Source organism: Pseudomonas floridensis, assembly GCF_002087235.1.
Lineage (GTDB): Bacteria > Pseudomonadota > Gammaproteobacteria > Pseudomonadales > Pseudomonadaceae > Aquipseudomonas > Aquipseudomonas floridensis.
Window position 1 is genome coordinate 21,942 of the sequence record NZ_MUIO01000090.1, and the last position, 26,799, is coordinate 48,740.

General features: G+C 60.0%; 23 protein-coding genes and 1 pseudogene. 7 read left to right on the plus strand and 17 right to left on the minus strand.

Translation table 11 applies throughout. The annotated features are described in order from the left end of the window. Positions 1–25: 25 nt before the first annotated feature. Both BZK31_RS21315 and BZK31_RS21320 read left to right on the plus strand, forming a co-directional pair. Positions 26–931, plus strand: a complete 906-nt coding sequence (locus BZK31_RS21315) for a LysR family transcriptional regulator (protein WP_083185178.1) — start codon at positions 26–28, stop codon at positions 929–931. Positions 932–1,385: 454 nt separating this feature from the next. Beyond that, positions 1,386–2,078 carry an ArsR/SmtB family transcription factor gene (locus tag BZK31_RS21320; protein ID WP_083185180.1) on the plus strand — a complete coding sequence of 231 codons (693 nt, stop codon included), beginning with the start codon at positions 1,386–1,388 and terminating at the stop codon, positions 2,076–2,078. Positions 2,079–2,112: 34 nt separating this feature from the next. Here BZK31_RS21320 and BZK31_RS21325 read toward each other — a convergent pair. Continuing rightward, positions 2,113–2,844, minus strand: a pseudogene (locus tag BZK31_RS21325) (Tn3 family transposase). 333 nt (positions 2,845–3,177) lie between these two features. On the opposite strand from BZK31_RS21325, the gene BZK31_RS21330 reads away from it, so the two are divergent. After that, positions 3,178–3,570 carry a CesT family type III secretion system chaperone gene (locus BZK31_RS21330; protein WP_083185182.1) on the plus strand — a complete coding sequence of 131 codons (393 nt, stop codon included), beginning with the start codon at positions 3,178–3,180 and terminating at the stop codon, positions 3,568–3,570. A gap of 67 nt (positions 3,571–3,637) precedes the next feature. Then, positions 3,638–4,252, plus strand: a complete 615-nt coding sequence (locus BZK31_RS21335) for an AvrPphF family type III effector (protein ID WP_167378073.1) — start codon at positions 3,638–3,640, stop codon at positions 4,250–4,252. A gap of 559 nt (positions 4,253–4,811) precedes the next feature. Here BZK31_RS21335 and BZK31_RS21340 read toward each other — a convergent pair. From BZK31_RS21340 to BZK31_RS21370, 7 genes are all read right to left on the minus strand, one after another. After that, positions 4,812–5,765, minus strand: a complete 954-nt coding sequence (locus BZK31_RS21340; protein ID WP_083185183.1) for an adenosine deaminase — start codon at positions 5,763–5,765, stop codon at positions 4,812–4,814. 78 nt (positions 5,766–5,843) lie between these two features. After that, entirely contained in the window at positions 5,844–6,824 is a 981-nt protein-coding gene (locus BZK31_RS21345; RefSeq protein ID WP_083185184.1) for a 2-oxoglutarate and iron-dependent oxygenase domain-containing protein, read from the minus strand. A gap of 74 nt (positions 6,825–6,898) precedes the next feature. After that, on the minus strand, positions 6,899–7,993 hold the full coding sequence (locus BZK31_RS21350) for a BMP family ABC transporter substrate-binding protein (RefSeq protein ID WP_083185185.1): 1,095 nt from the start codon (positions 7,991–7,993) through the stop codon (positions 6,899–6,901). Between the two features lie 150 nt (positions 7,994–8,143). Beyond that, entirely contained in the window at positions 8,144–8,935 is a 792-nt protein-coding gene (gene fecE, locus BZK31_RS21355; RefSeq protein ID WP_083185187.1) for a Fe(3+) dicitrate ABC transporter ATP-binding protein FecE, read from the minus strand. Between the two features lie 4 nt (positions 8,936–8,939). After that, the gene (locus BZK31_RS21360) at positions 8,940–9,908 is read right to left on the minus strand and encodes an iron chelate uptake ABC transporter family permease subunit (protein ID WP_083185189.1); all 969 of its coding nucleotides are present in this window, start codon (positions 9,906–9,908) and stop codon (positions 8,940–8,942) included. Continuing rightward, entirely contained in the window at positions 9,905–10,894 is a 990-nt protein-coding gene (gene fecC, locus BZK31_RS21365) for an iron-dicitrate ABC transporter permease FecC (RefSeq protein WP_167378074.1), read from the minus strand. Before fecC ends, BZK31_RS21360 begins: the two co-directional genes overlap by 4 nt. Beyond that, positions 10,895–11,815 (minus strand): Fe(3+) dicitrate ABC transporter substrate-binding protein, encoded by a 921-nt coding sequence (locus BZK31_RS21370; protein ID WP_083185190.1) that lies wholly within the window; start codon positions 11,813–11,815, stop codon positions 10,895–10,897. Positions 11,816–12,058: 243 nt separating this feature from the next. Between BZK31_RS21370 and BZK31_RS21375 the strand changes: the two genes are divergently transcribed. Beyond that, positions 12,059–13,150 carry a calcium:cation antiporter gene (locus tag BZK31_RS21375; protein ID WP_083185192.1) on the plus strand — a complete coding sequence of 364 codons (1,092 nt, stop codon included), beginning with the start codon at positions 12,059–12,061 and terminating at the stop codon, positions 13,148–13,150. A 30-nt stretch (positions 13,151–13,180) separates the two neighbouring features. On the opposite strand, the gene BZK31_RS21380 is transcribed toward BZK31_RS21375, so the two are convergent. The 9 genes from BZK31_RS21380 to BZK31_RS21420 form a co-directional block, all read right to left on the minus strand. After that, a complete protein-coding gene (locus BZK31_RS21380) occupies positions 13,181–14,536 on the minus strand; it encodes an 8-oxoguanine deaminase (RefSeq protein WP_083185194.1) in 1,356 nt (451 codons plus the stop codon). 226 nt (positions 14,537–14,762) lie between these two features. Then, positions 14,763–15,446 carry an SDR family oxidoreductase gene (locus BZK31_RS21385; protein WP_083185196.1) on the minus strand — a complete coding sequence of 228 codons (684 nt, stop codon included), beginning with the start codon at positions 15,444–15,446 and terminating at the stop codon, positions 14,763–14,765. A 233-nt stretch (positions 15,447–15,679) separates the two neighbouring features. Next, a complete protein-coding gene (locus tag BZK31_RS21390; RefSeq protein ID WP_083185197.1) occupies positions 15,680–16,606 on the minus strand; it encodes an ABC transporter permease in 927 nt (308 codons plus the stop codon). Beyond that, a complete protein-coding gene (locus BZK31_RS21395) occupies positions 16,606–17,706 on the minus strand; it encodes an ABC transporter permease (RefSeq protein WP_083185199.1) in 1,101 nt (366 codons plus the stop codon). Before BZK31_RS21395 ends, BZK31_RS21390 begins: the two co-directional genes overlap by 1 nt. An 11-nt stretch (positions 17,707–17,717) precedes the next feature. Next, on the minus strand, positions 17,718–19,271 hold the full coding sequence (locus tag BZK31_RS21400) for an ABC transporter ATP-binding protein (RefSeq protein WP_083185201.1): 1,554 nt from the start codon (positions 19,269–19,271) through the stop codon (positions 17,718–17,720). 520 nt (positions 19,272–19,791) lie between these two features. Continuing rightward, a complete protein-coding gene (locus BZK31_RS21405; protein WP_083185203.1) occupies positions 19,792–20,385 on the minus strand; it encodes an IMPACT family protein in 594 nt (197 codons plus the stop codon). Positions 20,386–20,417: 32 nt separating this feature from the next. Next, the gene (locus BZK31_RS21410; protein ID WP_083185205.1) at positions 20,418–21,080 is read right to left on the minus strand and encodes a TetR/AcrR family transcriptional regulator; all 663 of its coding nucleotides are present in this window, start codon (positions 21,078–21,080) and stop codon (positions 20,418–20,420) included. An 83-nt stretch (positions 21,081–21,163) separates the two neighbouring features. Continuing rightward, positions 21,164–22,561, minus strand: coding sequence for a uracil-xanthine permease family protein (locus BZK31_RS21415; protein ID WP_083185206.1), 1,398 nt, complete (start codon positions 22,559–22,561; stop codon positions 21,164–21,166). A 187-nt stretch (positions 22,562–22,748) separates the two neighbouring features. Continuing rightward, positions 22,749–23,669 carry a LysR family transcriptional regulator gene (locus BZK31_RS21420; protein WP_083185208.1) on the minus strand — a complete coding sequence of 307 codons (921 nt, stop codon included), beginning with the start codon at positions 23,667–23,669 and terminating at the stop codon, positions 22,749–22,751. A gap of 113 nt (positions 23,670–23,782) precedes the next feature. Here BZK31_RS21420 and aptA point away from each other — a divergent pair, with 113 nt between their 5' ends. Both aptA and BZK31_RS21430 read left to right on the plus strand, forming a co-directional pair. Then, a complete protein-coding gene (gene aptA / locus BZK31_RS21425) occupies positions 23,783–25,129 on the plus strand; it encodes an omega-aminotransferase AptA (RefSeq protein ID WP_083185210.1) in 1,347 nt (448 codons plus the stop codon). Between the two features lie 81 nt (positions 25,130–25,210). Continuing rightward, on the plus strand, positions 25,211–26,704 hold the full coding sequence (locus BZK31_RS21430) for a CoA-acylating methylmalonate-semialdehyde dehydrogenase (protein WP_083185212.1): 1,494 nt from the start codon (positions 25,211–25,213) through the stop codon (positions 26,702–26,704). Positions 26,705–26,799: the final 95 nt, after the last annotated feature.

The window sequence follows — 26,799 nt, forward strand, 5'->3', positions numbered from 1 at the left end:
TCTTTTTGATAATCCGGGACTTCACATGCTGCGTTTCGATGACCTGCAACTATTCGTGCGTGCTGCCGACCTGGGCAGTCTTTCCGCTGCCGCACGAGTGATGGACTTGTCTGCAGCAGTGGCCAGCGCATCGCTCAAGCGGGTGGAACTGCAACTGGGTGCCCGACTGCTGGCCCGGTCGACACGCAGCCTGCGCCTGACCGCCGAGGGTGAGGGGTTTCTCGAATACGCCCGTGCTGCGCTGGGCAGCCTTGAAGAAGGGCAGCGTTTGCTGGCCAGCAGTCAGGACCGTTGCGACGGCGTATTGCAACTCTCGGCACCGTCGGATCTGGGACGCAACGTGCTGCTGCCCTGGCTGGACGCCTTTCAACAGCAACACCCGCAACTCACGGTGCGTCTGTTGTTGGGTGATCGCATTGCCGACCTGTTCCGCCAACCTGTGGACCTGGCCTTGCGCTATGGCGAGCCGGAGGATTCCTCGCTCGTTGCGTTGCCGGTCCTGCCGGACAACCGGCGCGTGCTTTGCGCCTCTCCGGCTTACGTGGAACGCCACGGCCAGCCGCAGCAGATCGAACAATTGGCGCAGCACAACTGCCTGCTGTTCATGTTGGGCGAGCGGGTTCATGACCGCTGGACATTCGAGGACGGCAAGCGCGAAGTCAGCCTCACGGTAACCGGCAACCGGTTCAGCGATGACGCCGACGTGGTGCGACGCTGGGCGGTGGCCGGAGAGGGCGTGGCGTACAAGTCGTGGCTGGACGTGGCCGCCGATGTCAGGGCCGGACGCCTGCTGGTCCTGATGCCGCATTTGTGCGGAGAACTTGCCCCCTTGAACCTGTTGTGTGCCCATCGCGCGCAACTCAGCAAACCGGTCAATCTGCTGCTCGATATGCTTCGTACGCAGTGCAAGCAACATGCTGTAAGCCAATAAAGACTTTTAATGTTTTATAGGGCTACATAAATTGAAGAATCAGCCTACGGAAGTTTCGGAAAATATGGTGTTTAAATGCATTTTCGATGTGCAAAGTTCCCTCGCTCTCTGGTGAATGCACCTAACAGTTATTGAACGTTTTTGGCATTTTTGCCGTAGGCCTTTCCCTTGTTTTTCGAAGATTTTTTCCGCTCCGGTTTGCTAAACCCTGAGCTAGAGCGGGCTGGCGGTGCGCTGCTGTTCGATGACGGCGCGGCCTGGGCTTGCGCCTGAGTCAGAATGATGGCCACCGATATGGCAATAGAGTGGCCAAAGCGGCTTTTACTCAATCGGACAAGGGTGCATAGAGTTTATACTTGTCATTTCAAGTTGGATCCGCGTTCAACTTTACTGAGGCGTGATTGCTGTCAATATGTCATCGCAATAGATGAATGTTTCAACAGGGAGTGAACACATGGAATATGCACCTTGCATCAGCCAGATTGCGACTTTGCTGGCCGACCCCAAGCGCAGCGCAATGATTTGGGCATTGATGGATGGTACTGCTCGCCCCGCCGATGAGCTGGCGCTGCTGGCGGGCCTCTCGACCTCTTCGGCGGGCGCGCATCTGGCGCGCCTGGCAAGCGGCGGTCTGTTGAAGCAGGAGGCGCGGGGTCGCAAGCGCTTCTTCCGGCTGGCGGCGCCGGAGGTGGGCGCGGCGGTCGAGGCGCTGGCCAGTGCGTCGTTGGCCAGCGCCGACCAGATCAGCCGCATTGTCGCGCAGCCGATGCCTTCCTTGCCGCTGCGTCGCGCCCGCATCTGTTGCGATCATCTGGGCGGTGAAATGGCGGCCGAGCTTTACCAGCGCCTGATGGGCGCGGGGTGGATCGAGCAGCAGGAGAAACGTCTAGAGGTCACGAGCAAGGGCATGGCCAAGTTCGCCGAACGCGGAATCTATATACCGGCGCTCGCCCAACGCAAGCGTGAAACCGTCTGCGCCTGCGCCAACTGGAGTGAACGCAGCCCACACCTGGGCGGTGCGCTGGGCGCCGGCCTGCTGCAACTGTTCATCCAGATGGGCTGGCTGCGCACCACCGAGGAGTCCAGTACGCTGCAAGTGTCGTCGAGCGGACAGCGGGAGATCAGCAAGATTGCGTCAGCGGCGTAAAAGGGTAGCCTACAGAATTCGGAAAAATCGTATGCTAAGGTTTTCCGACCTGTCGTAGCGGCCTGAATTTACCGTCTTCTAGCTTGCGGCTCTGCCGCCAGACGTAATCGCCAGTCAGGTTGATGTGCTCCCAGCCCAGCGGCGACGGGTATTGATACCGGTAGGTACTCACCGGCTTTCCGGCATCGGTCAGTCCTTGGGTTGCCCGCTCCAGATAGCCGGTGTTCCACAGCACAATGGCGGCGGTCACCAGGTTCAGTCCGCTCGCCCGATAGCGCTGCTGTTCGAAGCTGAGATCCCTGATTTCACCAAGGCGGTTGAAAAATACCGCCCTGGCCAAGGCATTGCGCGCTTCGTCCTTGTTCAACCCAGCGTGCACACGACGACGTAGCTAGACGCTTTGCAACCAGTCAAGGACAAACAACGTACGCTCGATCCGGCCCGGTTCCCGCAGGGGCACGGCCAGACCGTTCTGACGCGGATAGCTACCCAGCTTGCGCAGCATCAACGAGGCCGTGACAGTGCCCTGCTTGATAGATGTGCTCAGGCGTAGAATCTCGTCCCGGTTAGCCGCAAAGGCATGGTTGAACTGATTGTGGCGGGTGAAGCCTGTCCATTTATCCACGTCCAACAGCAGTTCAGTGATCTTGATGCGCGGCAGTAGCTGACTGGTCTTGTCGATCAGTGCCTGGACGGTGTCCGGCACTGCTGCATCCAGCGGCGTGATCTTTAGTCCGGACTCGATGAGGATGGCTATCTGATGCAGTGAGAGCTTGTCGCGGAAGTACATCCGACGGATTTTTCCCAACATTTCCATGCTGATAACCTTGTGTTCTCCTGCTCTAAAAGTGAGCAGAAGCAGATGAACACCTGGGTCGGTTTTTGGTCAGCGGCAACACCTAGGAAGAGGCTCGGACGTTACTGGTCTAGTGGAAATACCTATCAATCAGTATTAATGCAGGTGATTTCACCGCAAAGATCAGGCGTGGATGCACCTTCCCCACCCTCTGTCAGAGCTTCACGTACATGAAAAGGTTGTCAAATGGAACCAGCTACATAGGTATGACCACTGAACTGGGCATGATCTGAGGGGGGCTCCATGAAGAATTCGTTCGACCGCTTAATTGATGGGCTCGCAAAAGACTATGGCATGCCTGGTTTTCAAGAGAAAAAACATGAGCATGAAGTTTATTGCTTTGAATTCAACGAAGTTTCTATAAAGATTTATCAGGACACATTCAAGTGGGTGTATTTCTTATCTGATATTGGCGTTATCGACAACTTAGACAGCCACGCTTGCCAACGCCTCCTGAGGCTTAACGAATTTAACTTAAGAATGCCATTTTTCACCGTCGGCCTGAGTGAAAAAAAAGGCGGAGTCGTGCATACGAGAATCCCCTTGCTAAATCTTGATAGTGTAGAAATGCGCCGCGTTGTCGAAGCATTATTGAATCTGTCGGGCGAGGTAAAAAAAACGTTTGGATTTGTCTGAACGTTCGGTCTAAACCGCCATTGATCCTGGCCAGGAAAGTTTTATCAACCATCTGGAGAACGTTTGAATGGGCAACATCTGTCATTCGGGAGGCGTCAGTCGAACCTATAGCCCTCCGGCAAGTCCCGTGTATGGATCGGGTGTAAGCTCACCCTCGCGGTTCGTTGGACAATACACGCTGACTTCCATCCACCAATTGTCCAGCGAGGAGAGGGAAAATTTCCTCGACGCGCATGATCCTATGAGGGTTTACGACTTAAACAGTGAGACGTCAGTCTATCGCACGACCCCGAGAGAATACGTGCGCAATGGGTATGCAACCGGGAATCCAAATTCAGGTGCTATTGTCGCACTTCATGAAGAGTTACAAGAAAGCCCCTATGCCCAGCATATTGGAGCGAGACCTGACCAGGCCGATGCCTACAGGCCTCGAATAGCACATGCATCCTCGTTGAATACGCCGTCCCTGAATGTCATGGCGGGTCGGGGCGCGCTCGGGGCTCTCAGTCATTACGCACGTTCCGATCATGTAACTACTGAAATGAGACTGGGCGACTTTCTGAATCAAGGAGGCAAGGTCTACAGTGATAACTCTGCGATGAGCGCAGGGGGGGACAGGGTAGAGGCGCTGATCGTGACATTGCCTAAAGGCCGAAAAGTACCAGTCAATATCCTCGATTAGTACATTTTTATGTTCCCGCCAGACCACGCATTGCGTGGTTTGGCTATTGTCTGGGGAGCATTCAGAATTCGGAAAAAATAGTACTAGGGGTTTGGGGAGCAACGGAACAGAAAGTGCACTAAGCCCTACCAGTGTCGTTCAATTTCTTCTTCCCAAGCATCCGCCCCGATAAAACAGTTGCGCATCTCAGCCTCTTGATGTGGGGATCGATAGGAAAAACGGACAAAATCGTACGCTATGCATTCGACGTATGAGGTTGAATCCATAGAGATTTACGCCTCGGCGTCAGAAAACGCCCCTAGTCTGATGTGGTGCCAGTGAGACGCCTGACGCTAAGGGGTGTTTGGCTGGGTGACCCCGAAGCTTGGCAAATGGCATACCGCCATACGTTCGGAAAACCGTAGCGTACGATTTTTTTCGAATTCTGTAGGCCCCCTAAAAGGCTACTGCGTGGCGACACCCGGATCAGCGGCAGGACGCTCGGTGTCCATAGTTCTGTGACGCAGAGCGTTAAGGGCGGTACGCCCACGCGGAGCATGGGCGTGATCGAAGGTCGATGCTAGGGTTTGACCAATCGTGCATCGAGGCTGTTCTGCGCCAGGCGTTTGGCCTGATCCTGAGTCATGCCCAGGTGCGTATACAGCGCGTGGAAGTTCTCGGTCACGTAGCCGCCGAAGTAAGCCGGGTCGTCCGAGTTCACCGTGACCTTCACGCCGCGCTCCAGCATGTCGAGAATGTTGTGCTGGGCCATGTCATCGAACACGCACAGTTTGGTGTTGGACAGCGGGCAGACGGTCAGCGGGATCTGTTCGTCGATGATGCGCTGCATCAGTCGCTCGTCTTCGATGGCGCGCACGCCGTGGTCGATGCGTTCGATCTTCAGCAGGTCCAGTGCTTCCCAGATGTATTCCGGCGGACCTTCTTCTCCGGCATGCGCCACGGTCAGGAAGCCTTCGTGGCGAGCACGGTCAAAGACGCGCTGGAACTTGCTCGGCGGATGACCCATTTCCGAGCTGTCCAGACCGACAGCCACGAATGCATCGCGAAACGGCAGTGCCTGGGTCAGGGTCTTCCCGGCTTCTTCTTCGCTCAGGTGGCGCAGGAAGCTGAGGATCAGGCCGCTGTCGACGCCCAGTTGCGATTTGCCGTCTTTCAGCGCGCCGGTGATCCCGGCCAGCACCACTTCGAACGCAATGCCGCGATCGGTATGGGTCTGCGGATCGAAAAACGGTTCGGTGTGAATCACGTTCTGCGCCTTGCAGCGTTGCAGGTAGGCCCAGGTCAGGTCGTAGAAGTCCTGCTCGGTGCGCAGCACGTCGGCGCCCTGGTAATACAGGTCGAGGAATTCCTGCAGATTGTTGAAGGCATACGCCTTGCGCAGCGCTTCGACGTCGTTCCAGGGCAGAGCAATCTTGTTGCGCTCGGCCAGGGCAAACAGCAGCTCGGGTTCCAGCGAACCTTCAAGGTGCAAGTGCAATTCTGCCTTGGGCAGTGCGTTCAACCAGTCGTACATGTGCTTTTCTCATCAGGTGCAGATCGCGGGCATTCTACAGATGCGCAGCGCTCAACAGGGTAAAACCTGACCGACCGTTCAACTAAGAGGCGCTTGCACGGCTTCCTGCTCGCGTCGATAGGCGTAGGTATCGGCAAAACGCGACAGCAGAAACTCGGCACAGGTCGTGACAGGATAGCGCGCCGGCTGGCTTTCGCTCTGACAGCCCGGCAGGCATTCGATGCGCGTATCCGGATGCGGTTCGGCGAAGAACGGCATCGAATAACGATCGACACCCAGCGGGCTGATGACCCGATGCGGCGTGGACAGGTAACGGTCGTTGCTCCAGCGCGACATCATGTCGCCCAGATTGACCACGAACGTACCGTCGATGGGCGGCGCGTCGATCCACTCGCCGCGCACGTTACGTACTTGCAAACCGCCTGCCGTGTCCTGATACAGCAGCGTGACGCAGCCGTAATCGGTGTGTGCGCCCGCGCCTTGCTGCTCGCTTGAGGTGGCCGTGTGGCGTGGCGGGTAATGGATCATGCGCAGCACGCTGACCGGATCCTTGAAACGCTGGTCGAAGAAGTCCCGTTCGATGCCCAGTGCCAGCGTCATGGCTCGCAGCAGGGTCTGCGCGAGCGCCTGCATGTCCAGATAATGCTGTTCCATCAGGCTTTCCCAGCCTGGAATGTCGGGGTGCCGGTTCGGTCCGCGTAGCGGTTTGCCTGCTAGCACGTCGGGATGACCGGCGTCCAGATGCAGGCCCATGTCGAAGGTTTCCTTCAGGTCACTTGGCAGGCTGGGGTCCAGTTGCTCGGTGGCAATGGCGCCATAGCCGCGATGATGCGTGCTTTGGGTGATGTCGATCCTGAGCTTTTCGGCCGCGGGCCGTGCGAAGAACGACTTGGCGGCCGCCAGCACTTGCTCTATGCGCTGTGGCGCAATCGAATGACCCGTGATGTAGAAGAATCCCCATTCACGGCAGGCGCTGTCGATCTGGCGAGCAACTGTCTGCCAGGCTTGCGTGTCCGTGCCATAGAGCGGGGCGATGTCGATGATGGGAAGCTGGTCCATGAAACGGTCCTGGAAATCCGGTGGTCGTCAGATGGATCACGCCTACGGGACGAGGGCGCGATCCACCAGGCAGATTACTTCGGCAATTCAGCCTTGATGCCTTCGACGTAGTAGTTCATCGAGGCCAGTTCTGCGTTGGTCGCAACCACGCCAGCCGGGATTTTCACGGTGCCGGTCTGGTCCTTGATCGGGCCGGTGAACGGGTGGAATTCGCCGCTCTCGATGCTGGCGATGATCTGCTGCGCTTCAGCTTTCACGTCGGCGGGCACCAGATCGCTGATCGGCAATTCGACCGTGCCTTCCTTCAGGCCGCCCCAGTAATCCTGCGGTTTCCAGGTGCCTGCAATCACGCCCTCGGTGGCCTGGATGTAATGCGGGCCCCAGTTGTTGACGATGGACGTCAATACAGCCTTGGGACCGAAGTGCGCCATGTCCGAGGCGTAGCCGACGGCATACACGCCACGCCGTTCGGCGGTCTGGATCGGCGCCGGGCTGTCGGTGTGCTGGAAGACCACGTCCACGCCCTGATCGATCAGCGCGTTGGCGGCGTCGGCTTCCTTGCCCGGATCGAACCAGGAGTTGACCCAAACTACTTTGATCTCGGTGCCAGGGTTGTACTTGTTCAGCGCTAGCTGGATGGCGTCGATGTCGCGCAAGACTTCAGGGATCGGGAACGAGGCGACGTAGCCGATCTTCTTGGTCTTGGTCATCTTCGCCGCCAGGAAGCCACCGACGTAACGGCCTTCGTAGGTGCGGGCCAGATAGGTGCCCATGTTCTTGTCCTGTTTGTAGCCGGTGGCGTGCTCGAACTTGACCTTGGGAAACTGCTTGGCAACTTTCAGGGTCGGGTTCATGTAGCCGAACGAGGTGCTGAAAATCAGGTCGTAACCGCCCTTGGCCATGTTGCGGATCACGCGCTCGGCGTCCGCGCCTTCGGGCACGTTTTCCACGTAGCTGCTGCTGACCTTGTCGCCCAGCGCCGCGACCATCGCCTTGCGGCCCTGCTCGTGCTGATAGGTCCAGCCGTGGTCGCCGATGGGGCCGATGTAGACGAAGCCGACTTTCAACGGATCGGCTGCCGAGGCGAGCAGGCTTGCACCGAGACCTACGACAGCGGTCATGGCGCACAGCAGTTTTTTCAGGGGACGGCGTGGGGTGGTCAGGTGCATCGGGTCTTGCTCCTTGCAGTCTTGTTGGAGTGGATACTCCGCCAATGCAAATAGCTGACCACAAAGACAAGTTATGCCGTAGACGCGTCGCGGCCCGGTCTGAGTGATCCTGCCTGCCGCGCGACGGTGCAGGCGATACATGTTTCGCCGCTAACTGGTGCAGCGCGTGCTGCGTTCGACGATGCACATCGGCGTGCCGGCCACCGGCTCGCGCATGATCTGTACCTGCACGTCGAACACCCGGCAAACCAGCTCGGCATCCAGCACCTCGCCCGGCGCACCACTGGCCACCAGTCGCCCGGCCTGCATGACCGCCAGATGATCGGCGTAACGGCAGGCCTGATTGATGTCGTGCAACACCGTGATGACCGTTTTGCCTTCGGCGCTGAGGGCGCGCATCAGGTCCAGCAGTTCGACCTGATGGCTGATGTCCAGATAGGTGGTCGGTTCGTCGAGCAGCACGATTGCCGCGTCTTGGGCCAGGATCATCGCCAGCCATGCGCGCTGGCGTTGTCCGCCGGACAGGTCGGACAACGGCCGGTCGGCGAGGGTGTTCAGTTCCATGCGCTGCAAGGCCTGATCGACGCTGTGCTGATCCGCCCCACTCAGCCGCCCCCACAGACTGTTATGCGGGCTGCGACCGTAAGCCACCAGTTGCCGCACACTGACGCCCTCGGGGATCGGCAGCACTTGTGGCAGAAACGCTACCTTGCGGGCCAGGTCCCGCGCCGACAGCTCGCGGTAGGCTTTGCCGTCCAGGCTCAGACTGCCGGACTGCGGGGTGAGAATCCGTGCGAACGCTTTGAGCAGGGTGGACTTGCCACAGCCGTTGGGACCGATCAGCGCGGTGACCTTTCCGGGCGGCGGGCTGAACGACAGGTCTTGCACGATGCGCGTTGCGCCGTAGCCGATGTCGAGTTGCTGCGCCTGAAGAATGCTCATGGGATCAACCTTTGAATCGGGCCAGCAGCCACAGGAAATACGGAGCGCCAATCACAGCCGTAAGAATCCCGGCTGGAATTTCGCTGGGGGCGATCAGCGTGCGACCGAGCGTGTCGGCCAGGACCAACAACAGTGCGCCCAATACCATCGATGCCGGCAGCAAATATTGATGATGGCCGCCCACCAGGCGGCGAGCCATATGCGGGGCGACCAAGCCGACGAAACTGATCGGGCCGATGATCCCGACCCCCATACTGGTCAGCAGCACCGCGCTGCCCATCGCCAGCCAGCGGGTGCGCGTGAGGCCGGTGCCCAGGCTCTGCGCCGCTTCGTCGCCCAGACCGATCAGGTTGAGCGGTTTGGCGAGCAGCAGCGTGGCCGGAATCAATATCAGCAGCGGTACGGTCAGCAATACGTGATGCCAGTTGCGGCTCCACAAACTGCCGGTCAGCGCCAGCAAGGCGGTGTTGATGTCCAGCGGGTTGGACAGGATCAGAAACTCGGTGATGCTCGACAGTGTGACTGCGATGGCGACACCCGACAGCGCGAAACGCACCCCGGAAAACTGCACGCCGGTGTTGTACAGCGCCAGCAGCAACGCGCCACCCGCACCGCCCAGGCACGCCACGAACGGCAGCGCGGACACGGGTAATTGTGGGAAGCCGATGATCGCGATGGTCAGCGCCAGTCCTGCACCCTGGGTCACGCCAAGAATCTCCGGCGAGGCCAGCGGATTGCGGATCACGCCCTGAACGATGGCGCCCGCCAGACCGAAGGCACAGCCAGTCACAATCGCAATCAGGCCACGTGGCAGACGATGATTCCAGACCTCGAAGTCTTTGGCGTCTTGCGCGATCAGGTGGTCGAGTACGGTGCCGGGCGTCAGCCAGACGGTGCCCGCGCTCAGGCTCAGCAACAGCGCCAGCAACAACAGACCGATCAGAATCAACAGGGTAGAACGAGGCCTGTTCATAGCGCACGCCTCGCCAGAAACAGAAAGAACGGCGCGCCGATCAACGCGGTGACCACGCCCGCAGGCGTTTCGACCGGAAAGGCCACGGCGCGGCTGATCAGGTCGGACGCCAGCACGATGGCAGCACCCAGTCCGGCACTGACCGGAATCAGCCAGCGATAGTCGTTACCCAGCGCCTGGCGGGCAATGTTCGGCGCGATCAGGCCGACGAAGCCGATCGGCCCGACCGCGCAGACGCTGGCTCCGACCAGCATCAGACTGACCACGAACACCAGCAGGCGCAATGCGCCGATCCGCACGCCCAGCGAGCGGGCGGCGTCTTCACCGAGATTGATCAGGTTCAGGCGTGGTGCGCAAGCAATCGCGAACACGATGCCGATCAGCGTGCAGGGCCAGAGCAGTTGCAGTTGTTCGGCACCGACATTGGCCAGCGAGCCGGCCAGCCAGTTCAGAACGCTTTGCGCCTGCGCTTCGACGAGGATCACGGTCAGGCGGGTCAGCGCCGCGCACAACGCTGCCACCGCGACGCCCGCCAGCACCAGTCGCCCTTGCGACGTGGCAGGCGACCAGGCACCGCCGAGGCTGAACACGGTGATCCAGGCCAGCGCGCCACCCAGGCACGTCATCAGCAACGCGCCGCCGGGAAAGGGCAGCGCGACCAGTCCGGTCGAGAACAGCGCCAGACCCAGCGCCGCGCCTGCGGTGACGCCGAACAGGGATGGCGAAGCCAGTCGATTGCGGGTGATGCCTTGCATCAAGGCCCCGGCCACGCCCAGACAGGCGCCGACCAGCGCCGCGCACAAGGCTCGCGGCACCCGCAACTGCGCGACGATGTAGGCAATGTTGCCGCCCTCGCGACCAAGCGTGAACAGTCCGTTCCAGGCATCGATCTGCCGGACAGTGAACGGCGACAGGGCGAACAGTGACATCCAGAACAGGCCCAGACAGCTTGCGGCGATTACGCTCGCCATCAGCCAGCGCCGCATTTACGGGTTGATCACGGCCTTGCCGCCCTTGAGGACCGCAAGCGCATCATCGGCAATCTGCTCGGAGGCCATGATGCCGCGGTTACGCGCCCAGCTGTCGCCATCCACTTCGGCCACCTGCTTGTTACGCACCGCGCTCAGAACCTGCCACAGCGGCTGCTTGCTCCAACTGTCCACCAGACTTGGGCGACGGTAGTGGCCGACCAACAACCAGCCCGGATCCAGCGCCAGTAATTGTTCGAGGCTGACGAACTCGGTCGGCGCTGCGTTCTTGCGCACTTCTGGCACCTGCAGGCCGATGGCTTTCAGCACGCTGCCAGCGTAAGAGTGCGGGCCGTGGACCGAGAAGCTGTCTTCACGAGCGACGCCGAACAGCACTTTGGTGTCGGCCGGTATCTGCGCCGCGACGTTTTTCAGGTGCTCGCGGTTCTCGGCGATGCGCGTCTGCATTTGCGGACCTTTGCCCAGCGCGGTGCCGATCAGTTCGGCGGATTTCAGGCTGCCTTCGTAATCCTCGCCACGCGACGGCAGCATCAATGTCGGTGCCAGGCTGGCCAGATCGTTATACAGCGCTTGATGACGGCCCAGGTCGGCAATGATCAGGTCCGGCTTGAGGCGCGCGATGACTTCGATGTTGGGCTGCGAGCGAAGCCCCACCGACTGCCACTCACCGATGGCCTTGCGTGCTTTGGGCAGCACGCGATTGGCATCGCCGTCGTCCGCGGCACCCACCGGTGTCACGCCCACCGAGGCCAGGCTGTCGAGAAAGGAGAACTCCAGCACGACCACGCGTTTGGGGGTGTCAGGCAAATGAACCTTGTGCTGGCCGTCATCGATATCGATCGGCGCGGCTTGAGTTGCGCAGGCCAGGGCCGCCAACAGGCTGCCAGCCAGCAGATGGGTCAGTCGAAAAGCACGCATGGCGAATGTCCTTTGCTGCGGGAACAGAGCGGTGAAAACAGCCGCGCCGGAAGGTCGCGAATAAAACGGCGGGCACTATTTCACATCGTGGCGGCGGGATCAAAAGTCATTTACGTGTGGGTGGCGTTCTCATTCCGGGCTTTTTTTGAAACCTTTTGTCACACCCTGCACTCTGAACGGCTTCACTGACAGACACCTTCATATACATCCGCGGCGATGTGTCGCAAGGGTTTGGGGAACGAAATGGGCGCATTGCTCAAGCAAGAGAAGTTTTTACTGCTGGCGATCATCGCCACCTTCGTCGCCTATCCGCTGGAGCACACGCTGCTGGGCAACGGTCAGACAGTCGCTCTGGTGGCCGGTCTGGCGCTGGTCGGCTTCATTGTCTGCGCCTCGTTGCGCGTGGCCCATCATGCCGAAATGCTCGCCGAGAAAGTCGGCGATCCTTACGGCACGATGATCCTGACGCTGTCGGCGGTGCTGGTCGAAGTGGTGATCCTGGCGATCATGATGAGCAACGAGCCGTCACCGACGCTGGTGCGCGACACCATTTACTCTGCCGTAATGCTCGACATCAACGGCATTCTCGGCCTGGCGGCGCTCATGGGCGGCATCAAGCACGGCGAGCAGTCTTACAACGATGATTCGGCGCGCACCTACAGCGTGATGATCATGACCGCGATGGGCGTGTCGATGGTGGTTCCCGAGTTCATTCCCGAAGCGAACTGGAAAATCTACTCGGCGTTCACCATTGGCGCGATGATCCTGCTTTACACCTTGTTCCTGCGCATGCAGGTCGGGCCGCACAGCTACTTTTTCAGCTACAGCTACCCGGACAAGAAGAAGCGCAAGGATCAGCCTGAAGAACACGCAGAACCCGTGAACCTGACCCGTTCCATCGCCACGCTCGTGGTCGGCGTAGTGGTGATCGGTGCGCTGGCGGAGGTGATGTCCAAGACCGTCGATCTCGGCCTGGAAGGCACCGGCGCGCCGCCGGTCATGACCGCAATTCTGGTCGCGGCCATTTCCGCGTCGCCCGAGATCCTGACCGCGCTGCGTGCCGCGTTGGCCAACCGCATGCAATCGGTGGTCAACATCGCATTGGGCGCCTCGCTGTCGACGGTGATCCTGACCGTCCCGGTGATGGAAGCGATGGCGCTCTACAGCGGCCAGCCGTTCCAGATGGCCATGACCCCGGTACAGACCGTGATGATCCTGATCACCCTGCTGGTGAGCGCGATCAACCTCAACGACGGCGAAACCAACGCCATCGAAGGCATGACCCACTTCGTGCTGTTTGCGACGTTCATCATGCTGTCGTGTCTGGGGCTTTGAACCGAGGGGCGAGCGCTCGTCCTTGAGCGCTCAACCCTGAATCAGCTCACGCGCAGCCTGGCGGTGTTGTGCGATCAGGTGCTGCAGATCCAGCCCTTCCACGTGACCCTCGATCACGCGCCATCTGCCAGCGATCATCACTCGATCCGCACGATCTGCACCGCACAGCAGAAGCGCTGACAGCGGATCGTGGCTGCCGGAGAAGCGCAACTCGTCGAGCTTGAACAGCGCCAGGTCAGCCTGCTTGCCGACTGCCAGCTCGCCAATGTCAGTACGCCCCAATAACTGTGCCGAGCCTTTGGTGGCCCAGCCCAGCACCAACTCGGGCGTGATCTTTTCCGCGCCGTAGCGCAGCCGTTGCAGGTACAACGCCTGACGCGCTTCGAGGATCATGTTCGAGGCATCGTTGGACGCTGAACCATCCACACCAAGCCCGAGCGGTGCGCCTGCTGCGGTCAGGTCCAGCGTCGGGCAAATGCCGGAGGCCAGGCGCATGTTGGAGCTTGGGCAATGACAGATGCCCGTACCCGCGTCACCCAGACGGACGATTTCTTCCGGGTTGAAATGAATGCCGTGTGCCAGCCAGGTGCGTGGGCCGAGCCAGCCGACGCTGTCCAGATAATCCACCGTGCGCAGGCCGAAGCGCTGAAGACAGAAGTCTTCCTCATCAAGGGTTTCGGCCAGATGAGTGTGCAGGCGCACGTCGAGCTTTTCAGCCAGTGCGGCGCTTTCAGCCATGATCTGTGGCGTGACGGAAAAGGGCGAGCACGGCGCAAGGGCGATCTGAATCTGAGCGCCGTCGCCACGCTCATGGTAGGTCTCGATCAGGCGCTGGCTGTCGGCCAGAATCACCTCGCCCTGTTGCACGGTCTGTTGCGGCGGCAGTCCGCCGTCGGCTTCGCCCAGACTCATGGAGCCGCGAGTGAGCATGGCGCGCATGCCCAGTTCACGCACGCTCTGCACCTGTACGTCGATGGCCTGTTCCAGACCGTCTGGAAACAAGTAATGGTGATCGGCGGCTGTGGTGCATCCGGACAGCAACAGCTCGGTCAGCGCAACCTTGCTGGCGACGGCCAGTTTCTCGGGCGTCAAGCGCGCCCACACCGGGTACAGGGTTTTGAGCCATGGAAACAGAGGTTGATTGACCACGGGTGCCCAGGCTCGGGTCAGGGTCTGATAGAAGTGATGATGGGTGTTGATCAGGCCGGGCAGCAGCACATGCTCGCGAGCATCGAAGATTTCGGCACAGGGAAGGGCAGGTTGCTGCCCTGCCGCCAGCATTTCGGTGATCACGCCGCCCTCAATCACGAGCCCGCCACGGGCGTCCAGGTCATTGGCAGTGAAGACAGCGAGGGGATTTTTCAACCAGATACGGATCGCGGACATCGGCCGGCTCCTCTGAAAGTGGGTTCAGGGTTAGCCAGCTCAGTGTTGCCCTGTCTGCTGATCCAGGGTCGCCAGCGGCAGACAGCGCCTCGGCAAGGGAGGCGAGTTTAATGGGTTGATCAGTTTTTAATCAAGTGGCGCTCGGACGGACGCGTGCAAGGCTTTCCTGGCAGCATGCCGATGCAGAACATCGGCACGATCACATTCCTGCCTCACGCACGATCATTTACCAGGCAATCGTCTCGCCCTTGTAGTTGATGAAGTGATGCCCGCCCTTGCCCGCGTAGGCATTGAGCTGCTCAACCAGGCCGGTGGTGCTGGTCTGCACGTCGATGGCGGCATTCTCGCCGCCCATGTCGGTCTTGACCCAGCCCGGATGCAGCGACAGTACGGTCGGCCGTGGCTCGCCCAGTTGCGTGACAAAGCTGTTGGTCATCGAATTGAGCGCGGCCTTGCTGGCTTTATAAAGCGTCATGGTCTCGCCGTCAGGGCAGGCAACGCTGCCCAACACCGAACTCATGAAGGCCAGAACGCCCGTCTCGGGACGGATATGGTCGATGAAGCGCTCGGCAAGGCGGATTGGCGCAACCGCATTGGTCAGGAACAACTGGCCCAGCTCGGCGGCGGTGGCCTGCGCGGCGCTCTGGTGTTTGGGCCCCATGATTCCGGCATTGACGAACAACACGTCGAATACTTCGCCCTTCAGCTTCTGCACCAGCACTTCCAGCGAAGCGGTGTCATCAATGTCCACGGCTTCAATCCGCACACCTTCGATGGCTTTCAAGCTGTCGGCATTCTGTGGATCACGAACGGTAGCGGTGACCTTCCAGCCCTGTTCGGTCAGGCGTTGAACCAGCCCAAGGCCCAGGCCACGCGAGGCGCCGATGATCAGCGCGGTTTTGGTCGTCATGAAAAAACTCCTTGGCAGATTGAAAAGGGCGCTACGGGCTCGGCGGCAAAACGCTATGTCCAACGCAGGAGCCTTCTCTGGTTCGGCAACGCTGCTGTCCACTTCGTTCAGCCTGAAAACCACCCGCTACAAAGCGGTCCGTGAGCATCCACGAAGCTTGGCTCATGGTTCTGGGTAAGCCAAGCCCGGTGGTCACTGCAGTCTGCTGCGAAGCGCCTTCATGTTTATGTGGCTCAATGCCCCGCCCGCCAAGGCTGTCCAAGCGAAACCGGTGCGTACAGCCGGGTGCGCAGAGCGTCACGAGACAGCAACACCAGCACGATGATGGTCGCAACATACGGCAGCATGGCCAGTAGGTTGGACGGAATCGCAAGCCCGATGCCTTGTGCGACCAGATGCAGAATGCTGGCCAGGCCGAACAGGTAGGCGCCCAACAGCAGACGCCAGACACGCCAACTGGCGAATACCACCAGCGCCAGAGCGATCCAGCCGCGACCGGCGCTCATGTTTTCGGCCCACATGGGTGTATACGCAAGCGACAGGTAGGCGCCTGCCAGCCCGGCCATCGCACCGCCGAACAACACCGCCAGCGTGCGGACCCGCAGTACCGGCAGGCCCATTGCGCTGGCCGCATCAGGGTTTTCGCCGACCGCCTGGATGATCAGCCCGACCCGGCTTTTCAGCAGTGCCCAGGCCACCAGTGCGAACAGGGCGAAGGACAGGTAAACCAGCAGGTCCTGAGCGAACAGCATGCGGCCGATCAGCGGGATTTCGCTCAGCAGCGGGATCTCGAACGGCTCGAAACCGCTCAGCGGCTTGCCGACCCAGGCAGCCCCGACAAAGCTCGACAGGCCGACGCCAAAAATGGTCAGGGCCAGACCGGTGGCCACCTGATTGGCATTGAACACCAGCGCAACCAGCGCGAAGAGTGCCGACAGCAGCATGCCCGCCAGCATCGCCAGCAATACGCCCAGCCACAGATTGCCAGTACTCAGCGCGATGATGAAACCGATCACCGCCCCGAACAGCATCATGCCTTCCTGTCCCAGGTTGATCACGCCGCTCTTCTCGCAGATCAATTCACCCAGCGCAACCAGCAACAACGGCGTACCGCAGCGCACCATGGCGTAGAAAATATTGCTCAGCAGATCGATATCCATCACACGGCTCCCACGGCAGGCGTCATCTGACGCTTGGCCCAGCGCAGCTTCAGGCGCGGGCGGTAAAGAATCAGTACATCGCAGGCCAGCAGGAAAAACAGCATCATGCCCTGAAACAGTTGAGTGATGGCGGGCGGCAGGTTCAGCGTCATCTGCGCGCTTTCGCCTCCCAGGTACAGCAGAGCGATCAGCAGGCTGGAGAACAGAATGCCGATGGGGTTGAGGCGCCCGAGAAACGCCACGGTAATCGCGGCGTAGCCGTAACCCGGCGAAACCTGCGGCACCAGTTGTCCGATGGGGCCGGTGACTTCCGAAACACCCGCCAACCCGGCCAGCGCGCCGCTGATCAGCAACGCCAGCCACACCAGACGTTTCTCACGAAAGCCGACGAACCCGGCAGCACGTTTGTCCAGACCCAGCACCTTGATCTGAAAACCGATGAAGCTGCGCTGCAGCAGCACCCACACCGCTATCAGTGCGAACAGTGCGAAATACACGCCCACATGCGCGCGGCCATCCTCCATCAGCAGCGGAAGACGACTGGCGTCCCCAAAGGTCGCCGACTCTGGAAAGTTCATGCCCGCCGGGTCCTTGAGCGGACCGTGCACGAAGTACAGCAGCAGATTGAGCGCGATGTAGTTGAGCATGATGCTGGTGAGGATTTCATTGGCATTGAAGTGCGTGCGCAACCAGGCGGTCACTCCGGCCCATGCGGCACCGGCCAGTGTCCCGGCGAGCAGGACGATCACCAGTGCCCAGCGGCTTTCCATCTCGATGATATTGACCGCCACCGCGCTGCCCGCCAGAGCGCCGAGCAGCAGTTGGCCTTCGGCCCCGATGTTCCAGATGCGCGCCTGATAGGCCACTGCCAGACCCAGCGCGCACAGCAGAATCGGCAGGGTTTTGACCATCAGTTCCGACAGCCCGTACAGATCGCTGACCGGCGCGATCAACAAGGTGTGCAGCGTCACCCAGGGATCGAGCCCCAGCGCGATGAACAGCAGCGATCCGCTCACCAGCGTCAGCACGGCTGCCAGCAGGGGAGAGCACCACAACATGGCGCGCGACTGCTGTCCGCGCGGTTCCAGAGAAAGCAGCATCTTTTGCTCCGTTAACCAGGCGTGTGGGCCTGGGTTTGAGAAGGGGCGAATTGACCCGCCATCCAGCCGCCGATCTGCACGGTGCTGGTCTGTCCGGTCGGAATCAGGTCGCAAAGTTGTCCGCCGCTCAGGGCGGCGAGGCGGTCACTGATCTGGAACAGTTCGTCGAGGTCCTCGGAGATCACCAGAATCGCCGCACCGGCATCGCGCAGGGCAATGAGTGCGCGATGGATGGCCGCCGCCGCGCCGACATCCACGCCCCAGGTCGGGTGCGCGGCCACCAGCAGTTTCGGGTTCTGCATGATCTCGCGGCCCAGAATGAATTTCTGCAGGTTGCCGCCGGAGAGGCTGCGCGCTGCGGTCTGGGCATCCGGCGTCTTGACCGCAAAACGGCGAATGATCTCATCCGCCAATGCGCGGACCTTGTTGCGCTGAATCAAGCCGCGGCTGACCAGACCTTGCTGAAACGCCGTGAGCAGCGCGTTATCGGCCAGGCTCAATTCAGGCACCGCGCCGTGGCCCAGGCGTTCGGCCGGTACGAAGGCCAGGCCACGTTTGCGCCTGGCGTCGGGACGCAGGTGGCCGACCGGTGTATCGGCGAAACGCAGCGTGGCCGCTTGATCGACGGGCAGGCGCTGTTCGCCGCTGAGCAGAGCGAGCAATTCGTCCTGTCCGTTGCCCGCTACACCGGCGATGCCGACGATTTCGCCGCTGCGCACTTGCAGGCTCACGTCCTTCAGCGAGCAACCGAACGGGTCGGGGTTGTGCCAGGACAAGCGCTCGATCCTCAAAAACGGTGCCGCGCCGCTGACTTTTTCATACTGCGCGGTCAGGCCTTCGGCATCACCCACCATCAGCCGCGCCAGCTCAAGGTCAGAGCATTCGGCCGGGATGCAGTGCCCTGAAACCTTTCCGTTGCGCAACACCGTTGCGCTGTGACACAGGGCCCGGACCTCACCCAGCTTGTGGCTGATGAACAGGATGCTGCAGCCCTCGGCCGCCAGATGCCTCAGGGTGACGAACAACTCTTCGGCTTCCAGCGGCGTGAGCACGGACGTCGGCTCGTCGAGAATCAACAGGCGAATGTCCTGCATCAGGCAGCGAATGATTTCTACCTTTTGCCGCTCGCCAATCGACAGGCTGTGGACCAGCCGCTGTGGCTCCAGAGCCATGCCATAGCGCTGTGACACCTCACGAATGCGTGGCTCCAGCTGTTTCGGTGTTCCGGCAGCCGCACCCATCGCCAAGGCGATGTTCTGCGCCACGCTCAGGGTTTCAAACAGTGAAAAGTGCTGAAACACCATGCCGATGCCCAGGCTCCTCGCCTGCGCGGGGTTACGCATGGTCTGCGGCTGACCTTGCCAGACGATGGCACCGGCGTCCGGCTGCGTCACGCCATAGATGATCTTCATCAGGGTGCTCTTGCCGGCGCCGTTTTCACCCAGCAGCGCGTGGATTTCGCCTGGCTGAATGGTCAGATCGACGGCGTCGTTGGCCAGACAGCCGGGATACCGTTTGGTGATGTGGCGCAATTGGAGACGCGCAGGTATCGCGTGGTTTGACATATCGGGCTCTGATGCAGGAGAGGATCGCTCGTGGGTAAAGCAAAATCCTGGCCAGGGAGTCAGCTTTTCTCACAATGCGCAGAATCGGGCCTGACAGAACGGCATAAAGTGCTCGCTAAGCCAATAAGCGAGCTATCGGCACCAGATCGGGGCGTACCTGCGGATAACGAGAGCTAATATGGCTCATTGATTTGAGCAAAAAATGTACAGATGCCTGCGAGAGAGACCGGTCAACCCGCAGCGCGACCCTTGCACCTGTTATCCACAGGTTGCTCCACAGTTCCTGTGCGAAAGGCGATGAACCGAGAATAACGCCGTATGGCTTAGCAGCCGAACGTGCTAAGGGTCGTTAAATCGCTGTTTTGTCGATGTTTTTACAGCGACACTTGTTAATTGTACAAAAAATGATCAATCGCCCGTATCGCTTGCCCGATAAGGCTTGCAGCGGTATGTGCTCAGCTTATCCACAGCCGGATGCACAGTAGATGTGGGCAAAACGCAGACTTTCTTGACGTTGTGGTTACAGAGCGGACGCGCGGTGTAACACAATCCTGCCCCGGCTCAAGTCGGCCAGTTGCCGTTGCAGTGTCTCGACATGCTCCGGCGCGAGGGCGACCGACATCTCCACACCATTGGCCGTGAAATCCTCGGCTTCAACCAGACCATTGGCGTCTGCAAGGCGAACCTTGACCAGCGCCAGCTCACTGAAACTGCATTCGAGTTGGAACGACAGCCGGTTGACCAGTTCCAGCCGAGGTGCCTGTTGCAGGCATTTGTTGGCACCTCCGCCATAAGCACGGGCCAGGCCACCGGTGCCCAGTTGAATGCCGCCATACCAGCGAATCACCAGCACCACGACCTGATCGAAACCCTGCGCCTCGATCGCTGCCAGAATCGGCCGACCCGCAGTGCCACCCGGTTCGCCGTCATCGTTACTGCGGTATTGATCGCCCAGCTTCCAGGCCCAGCAGTTATGCGTGGCGTTCAGATCGCTGTGCTGATCGATGAACGCTTGTGCGTCAGCCGGGCTGGTGATGGGAGCTGCGAGGGTGATGAAGCGGCTCTTGCGGATTTCTTCACGAAATTCGCAAGGGCCTTTGAGGGTAAAAGGCATGCGTGTATCCGACAGGCGACAAGGTGCGAATTCTACAAGGCTGGCGGCGTAAGCCCACACCCTTTGAGGATGATCCTGATCAGGTTCTCGCTGGCCTCGTCCATGTCCTGTCGGGTCAGGCGCGTGCGTCCGGTGACACGGCATATCTGGGAGGCGAAGTCAGCGTAGTGCTGAGTGCTGCCCCACAGCAGGAAAATCAGGTGGACCGGGTCGATGGCGTCCATCTTTCCCGCGTCGATCCAGGCCTGGAAAACTGCCGCCCGTCCCTGGAACCACAGGCGGTAATCCTGGCTGAAATACTCGCTCATGCATTCCCCGCCACTGATGATCTCCATGGCGAAGATCCGTGATGCCTGGGGCTGCCGACGCGAAAACTCCATCTTGGCGCGGATGTAGCGGGCCAGCGCCTCGGCGGGATCGTCGTCCACGCTCAAGGTGTTGAAGGTGCTGTCCCACAACTCGATGATATTGCTCAACACGGCCACGTAGAGACCGAGCTTGTTGGTGAAGTAGTAGTGCAGATTGGCTTTGGGCAGCCCGGCTTTGAGCGCGATGGTATTCATGCTGGTGCCCTTGAAGCCGTGACGGGCGAATTCGTCTTCAGCGGCCTTGATGATGGCCTCTTCGTTCTTCTGACGAATACGGCTGGCAGGCTTTGCGACGTGAGCGTTGTGCGCAGGGACTTGGAGGGTCATGGTCGGTTCCGGACAGATCAAGGGGCGCAGCGAGTGCACAGATAACTCACCTGCGGTCATCCCGCAAGCGCAGGCTCGGGAATTTAACGTCGAGGCTCAAGGGGGTCTGCCACTGGCACACGTTCGGCATTGGTTACGGCGGCTTTATCTTCGGGAATCAGCAGGCACATCAGGATCGCGGTAAGGCCGCCGCTGGTGATCGCCGAGTCGAACAGATTCTGTACGAGTTTTGGCATCTCATGCAGCAGCGCGGGCTGTGAGGCAATACCCAGACCGACGCCGAACGACGTGGCGATGATCAGCATGCTGCGGCGATCCAGTGGCGATTGCGCAAGAATCCGCACGCCGGCTGCGGCAACGCTACCGAACATCACCAGGGTTGCGCCGCCCAGCACCGGCTTGGGAATCTGCTGAACGATGGCGCCAATGTGCGGGAACAACCCGAGCATGAACAGCACCGTACCGATGTACAGTCCGACATAGCGACTGGCCACGCCCGTCAACTGAATCACTCCGTTGTTCTGGGCAAATGTGGTGTTGGGAAAGGCGCTGAAGGTGGCGGCCAGCATGCAGCTCACGCCGTCGCCCAGCACGCCGCCCTTGAGCCGCGCGACATAGCTCGGGCCGCTGATTGGTTGTTTGGCGAGCATGCAGTTGGCGGTCAGATCGCCGACGGTTTCGATACTGCTGATCAGATAAATCAGCGCAACCGGCAGGAAAGCGCTCCAGTCAAAACTGAAGCCGAACCGGAACGGCACCGGAACACTGATCAGGGGCAAATCGTGAATCGGTTGCGGCACAAGCTTCCCGCTCAACCAGGCCGCCAGGCTGCCCACGGCCAGGCCGATGATGATCCCGGACAAGCGAATCCATGGCGTGTTGGAGCGATTCAGCGCAATGATCACCACCAGCACGAACACGCCGAGCGCCAGGTTCAACGGCGAGCCGAAGTCAGGCGCGTTGAAGCCGCCGCCCAGGTCCGTCACACCGACCTTGATCAGGCTGACGCCGATCAGCGTAATCACGATGCCGGTCACCAAGGGCGTGATCACGCGGCGCAACTGGCCGATGCAGCGGCTGAGCACGATCTGCACCAGCGCGCCGAAAAAGCACACGCCGAAGATCATCGCCATGATGTCTTCCGGGCTGCCACCGCGCTGCTTGACCAGAAAACCTGCCGACAGCACCGCTCCCAAAAACGCAAAACTGGTGCCTTGCAGGCAGATCATCCCGGCACCGATGCCGAATGGGCGGCGCGCCTGAATGAACGTGCCGACGCCGGAAACCATCAGCGCCATGCTGATCAGGTACGGCAGATAGGCACTCAGACCCAGCGTCGAACCGATGATCAATGGCGGCGTGATGATGCCGACGAAGCTGGCGAGCACATGTTGCAGTGCGGCAAGGAGTGCCGTTGGAGGTTTTGGCCGGTCGTCGAGGCCGTAGATCAGATCATTGTGGTGAGGAGCGTCGGGCTGCATGGCAGGTTCTCGAATCAGGATGTGCCATGAGCTGGCGTATCGTTATCCAGATGTGTTGCAAAAAGCTGTCCAGTTGCTCAGGTAATGGATCCGAAACGCTCGATATATCCAGCCAGATCAATCAACTGCGGCACCTCAGGGTCAGGTCTGGTCATGCAGATTAATATGACGTAACGCTGAAAGTGGGTCATCGGGTAGCAGACAAGCCTTCCATGAAGTTTTCCAGCACCAAATGAGGGCGTCTTCCTTTGCGTGTCACCGTCACCAGGCTCAAGTCGTAAAACCGTGAGTCAGGCTTGAGTGCGCGCAAACGGCCTTCCTTGATCCAGGCGCTGGCATAGTGGTCCGGCAGATAGCCGATGTAGCGTCCGGTCAGAATCAGGAATGCCATACCTTCTCGATCCGATGCGCTGGCCGTGCATTTCAGCGCCTGATAATGAGCCTGAATCTCGACCGGCAGTCTGAACGTCGGCGCGATGGCGTCCTGCTCCGCAAGACGTGCGCTGTCCTGTGCCGCGTCATCGGCATAGAACAGCGGGTGACCGACGGCGCAGTAAAGCAGCGAACGTTCGCTGTAGAGCGGCAGGTATTCAAGGCCAGGCAGCACGCTGACCTGAGGCACAACGCCAACATGCAGCCGCCCTTCGAGCACACCTTGCTCGACTTCGGCCGGGGCAATCATGCTTATATTGACGCGCACATCCGGTCCACGCTCCTTGAGTCGCGAGAGCGCGTGAGTGATGCGCATGTGAGGCATGGTGACGAGGTTGTCGGTCAGACCGATATTCAGTTCGCCGCGCAAATGCTGATGCAGACCGTTGACCTCGGTACGAAAACTTTCCACAGCACCCAGCAATTGCAGTGCTGACTGATAGACCTCATGACCTTCATCGGTCACCGAGAAACCGGCGCGACCCCGCTGGCACAGGCGTAAACCCAGGCGCTGCTCCAGATCGCTCATCTGCTGACTGATCGCCGAGCGGCCGATGCCCAGCGCGCTTTCCGCCGCCGAAAAGCCGCCGGCCTCGACGACGCTTTTAAAGAGGCGCAACAGGCGGATATCGAAGTCACTGACTTGCGCGAGGAGTTCGGTGCGGCGGGTGCTCATTGTTTAGTCTCTACCAAACTAAAGATCATGAAAGTCGGATTTTTCGGACATTGGCTCCATGGCACCTTAACCTAAATAACTGTCTGCTCCAGCACCCCACGAGGTTCGCTCCAATGAATATGTTCGAGTCGTCCGATCCCGGTGTTACCCGTCAATTGAAGCTGGATGCTCACTGGATGCCCTACACGGCCAACCGTAACTTCCAGCGAGACCCGCGCATGATCGTTGCCGCGCAAGGCAGTTATCTGACAGACGACAAGGGCCGCACGATTTACGATGCGCTTTCCGGGTTGTGGACCTGTGGCGCCGGACATACCCGCAAGGAAATTCAGGAAGCCGTCTACAAACAGCTGGGTGTGCTGGACTACTCGCCGGGCTTCCAGTTCGGCCATCCGTTGTCGTTCCAGCTGGCGGAGAAAATCACCGACCTGACGCCGGGCAACCTCAACCATGTGTTCTACACCAACTCCGGCTCCGAGTGCGCCGACACGGCAGTGAAGATGGTGCGCGCTTATTGGCGTCTCAAAGGCCAGGCCACCAAGACCAAGTTGATCGGGCGGGCGCGTGGTTACCACGGTGTTAACGTCGCAGGCACCAGCCTGGGTGGGGTAAATGGCAATCGCAAGATGTTTGGTCAGTTGATGGATGTCGATCATCTGCCTCATACGCTGCTGGCCAGCAATGCGTATTCAAAAGGAATGCCTGAGGCGGGCGGCATCGCGCTGGCTGACGAAATGCTCAAGCTGATCGAGCTGCACGACGCATCGAACATCGCTGCGGTGATCGTCGAGCCAATGGCGGGCTCCGCAGGTGTGATCGTTCCGCCGCAGGGGTATCTCAAGCGCCTGCGCGAGATCTGTGACCAGCACAATATCCTGCTGATCTTCGACGAAGTGATCACCGGTTTTGGTCGCACCGGCTCGATGTTCGGTGCCGACAGCTTTGGCGTGACGCCCGACTTGATGTGTATCGCCAAGCAGATCACCAATGGCGCGATCCCGATGGGTGCGGTGATTGCCAGCAGCGAGATCTACCAGACCTTCATGAATCAGCCGACGCCGGAGTACGCCGTCGAATTCCCGCACGGCTATACCTACTCGGCCCACCCGGTGGCCTGTGCCGCCGGCCTGGCTGCGCTCGACCTGCTGCAGCGCGAGAATCTGGTGCAGCAGGCGGCGGAAATGGCGCCGCATTTCGAGCGTGCGTTGCATGGCGTCAAAGGGAGCAAGAACGTCGTCGACATCCGCAACTACGGTCTGGCAGGCGCGATTCAGCTTGCGCCGCGGGACGGGGATGCCATCGTGCGGCCGTTTGAAGCCGGAATGAAACTGTGGAAAGCGGGCTTCTACGTGCGTTTTGGCGGCGACACGTTGCAGTTCGGGCCAACCTTCAACAGCAAGGCGCAGGACCTGGACCGGCTATTCGACGCGGTGGGCGAAGCACTGAATCTGGTCGATTGATCGTTTCCATTCGAATCCTTCTTATATAGATACCAGGCGCGAAGCAGTTCGCGCCTGACGGAAATTTTTTGGAGTTTGTTCATGAACAACATTCAGCACCTGATTCACGGTGAGTTCGTTTCCGGTGAAGGACGCACGGCTGATGTGTTCAACCCGTCGACCGGTCAGGCCATTCGCAATGTGGCGCTTGCCAGCCGTGAAACCGTTCAGCAGGCCATCGACTCAGCGAAATCCGCCTTTCCGACCTGGCGCAGCACGCCTGCCGCGAAACGCGCTCAGGTAATGTTCCGCTTCAAGCAACTGCTGGAGCAGAACGAAAGCCGTATCGCTCAATTGATCAGCGAGGAGCACGGCAAGACACTGGAAGATGCGGCGGGGGAGTTGAAGCGCGGTATCGAGAACGTTGAGTACGCGTGTGCGGCACCGGAAGTGCTCAAGGGCGAATACAGCCGCAACGTGGGGCCGAACATCGATGCCTGGTCAGACTTCCAGCCGCTGGGTATTGTCGCGGGGATCACGCCCTTCAACTTCCCGGCGATGGTGCCGCTTTGGATGTACCCGCTGGCCATTGTCTGTGGTAACTGCTTCATTCTCAAACCGTCCGAGCGTGATCCCAGCTCGACGCTGCTGATTGCCGAGCTGTTGCATGAAGCGGGACTGCCCAAGGGTGTGCTTAATGTGGTGCATGGTGACAAGGTGGCAGTCGATGCGCTGATCGAAGCGCCGGAAGTGAAGGCGCTGAGTTTTGTCGGTTCTACGCCTATCGCCGAATACATCTATAAAGAGGGCGCCGCTCGCGGCAAGCGCGTTCAGGCACTGGGCGGGGCGAAGAACCATGCGGTGCTGATGCCGGATGCGGACCTGGATAATGCGGTGAATGCGTTGATGGGCGCGGCATATGGTTCATGTGGCGAGCGCTGCATGGCGATTTCCGTTGCGGTCTGCGTCGGCGATCAGATTGCCGATGCACTGGTGACGAAGCTGGTCCCGCAGATCCAGAGCCTGAAAATAGGTGCAGGCACGAGTTGTGGTCTGGACATGGGGCCGTTGGTGACCGGTCAACATCGCGACAAGGTCAGCAGCTACATAGAGGACGGCGTTCAATCGGGGGCAAGCCTGATCGTCGATGGTCGCGGCCTTGAGGTTGCAGGTCACGAGCAGGGCTTCTTCATGGGCGGCTGCCTGTTCGACAAAGTGACGCCGCAAATGCGGATCTATAAAGAAGAGATTTTCGGGCCGGTACTGTGCATCTTGCGTGTCGATAGCCTTGAAGCCGCCATGCAACTGATCAATGATCATGAGTACGGCAATGGCACCTGCATCTTTACGCGGGATGGCGAAGCGGCGCGCCTGTTCTGCGACGAGATCGAAGTGGGGATGGTCGGCGTAAACGTGCCTTTGCCGGTACCGGTGGCTTATCACAGCTTCGGTGGCTGGAAGCGCTCGCTGTTCGGTGATTTGCATGCCTATGGACCGGATGGAGTGCGTTTCTATACTCGTCGCAAAGCCATTACCCAGCGCTGGCCGCAACGCGCGAGCCATGAGGCGTCGCAATTTGCGTTTCCCAGCTTGTAATAGGTGACCTAAAGGGCTGCGCGCTTCTATTGATTTATCCCGTGTCTATTGGGGCTGATTGAATCAATGAAAGGTTTTTGAAAATAACGGTTGAC

Coding starts and splice junctions, on each gene's coding strand:
- BZK31_RS21405 (WP_083185203.1), bottom strand. CDS start 20,385: ATGCCTTTTACCCTCAAAGGCCCTTGCGAATTTCGTGAAGAAATCCGC.
- BZK31_RS21400 (WP_083185201.1), bottom strand. CDS start 19,271: ATGTCAAACCACGCGATACCTGCGCGTCTCCAATTGCGCCACATCACC.
- BZK31_RS21380 (WP_083185194.1), bottom strand. CDS start 14,536: ATGTCCGCGATCCGTATCTGGTTGAAAAATCCCCTCGCTGTCTTCACT.
- BZK31_RS21415 (WP_083185206.1), bottom strand. CDS start 22,561: ATGCAGCCCGACGCTCCTCACCACAATGATCTGATCTACGGCCTCGAC.
- BZK31_RS21395 (WP_083185199.1), bottom strand. CDS start 17,706: ATGCTGCTTTCTCTGGAACCGCGCGGACAGCAGTCGCGCGCCATGTTG.
- BZK31_RS21385 (WP_083185196.1), bottom strand. CDS start 15,446: ATGACGACCAAAACCGCGCTGATCATCGGCGCCTCGCGTGGCCTGGGC.
- aptA (WP_083185210.1), top strand. CDS start 23,783: ATGAATATGTTCGAGTCGTCCGATCCCGGTGTTACCCGTCAATTGAAG.
- BZK31_RS21345 (WP_083185184.1), bottom strand. CDS start 6,824: ATGGACCAGCTTCCCATCATCGACATCGCCCCGCTCTATGGCACGGAC.
- BZK31_RS21350 (WP_083185185.1), bottom strand. CDS start 7,993: ATGCACCTGACCACCCCACGCCGTCCCCTGAAAAAACTGCTGTGCGCC.
- BZK31_RS21340 (WP_083185183.1), bottom strand. CDS start 5,765: ATGTACGACTGGTTGAACGCACTGCCCAAGGCAGAATTGCACTTGCAC.
- BZK31_RS21320 (WP_083185180.1), top strand. CDS start 1,386: ATGGAATATGCACCTTGCATCAGCCAGATTGCGACTTTGCTGGCCGAC.
- BZK31_RS21360 (WP_083185189.1), bottom strand. CDS start 9,908: ATGAACAGGCCTCGTTCTACCCTGTTGATTCTGATCGGTCTGTTGTTG.
- BZK31_RS21330 (WP_083185182.1), top strand. CDS start 3,178: ATGAAGAATTCGTTCGACCGCTTAATTGATGGGCTCGCAAAAGACTAT.
- BZK31_RS21390 (WP_083185197.1), bottom strand. CDS start 16,606: ATGGATATCGATCTGCTGAGCAATATTTTCTACGCCATGGTGCGCTGC.
- BZK31_RS21410 (WP_083185205.1), bottom strand. CDS start 21,080: ATGACCCTCCAAGTCCCTGCGCACAACGCTCACGTCGCAAAGCCTGCC.
- BZK31_RS21420 (WP_083185208.1), bottom strand. CDS start 23,669: ATGAGCACCCGCCGCACCGAACTCCTCGCGCAAGTCAGTGACTTCGAT.
- BZK31_RS21375 (WP_083185192.1), top strand. CDS start 12,059: ATGGGCGCATTGCTCAAGCAAGAGAAGTTTTTACTGCTGGCGATCATC.
- BZK31_RS21335 (WP_167378073.1), top strand. CDS start 3,638: ATGGGCAACATCTGTCATTCGGGAGGCGTCAGTCGAACCTATAGCCCT.
- BZK31_RS21370 (WP_083185190.1), bottom strand. CDS start 11,815: ATGCGTGCTTTTCGACTGACCCATCTGCTGGCTGGCAGCCTGTTGGCG.
- fecE (WP_083185187.1), bottom strand. CDS start 8,935: ATGAGCATTCTTCAGGCGCAGCAACTCGACATCGGCTACGGCGCAACG.
- BZK31_RS21315 (WP_083185178.1), top strand. CDS start 26: ATGCTGCGTTTCGATGACCTGCAACTATTCGTGCGTGCTGCCGACCTG.
- BZK31_RS21430 (WP_083185212.1), top strand. CDS start 25,211: ATGAACAACATTCAGCACCTGATTCACGGTGAGTTCGTTTCCGGTGAA.
- fecC (WP_167378074.1), bottom strand. CDS start 10,894: ATGCGGCGCTGGCTGATGGCGAGCGTAATCGCCGCAAGCTGTCTGGGC.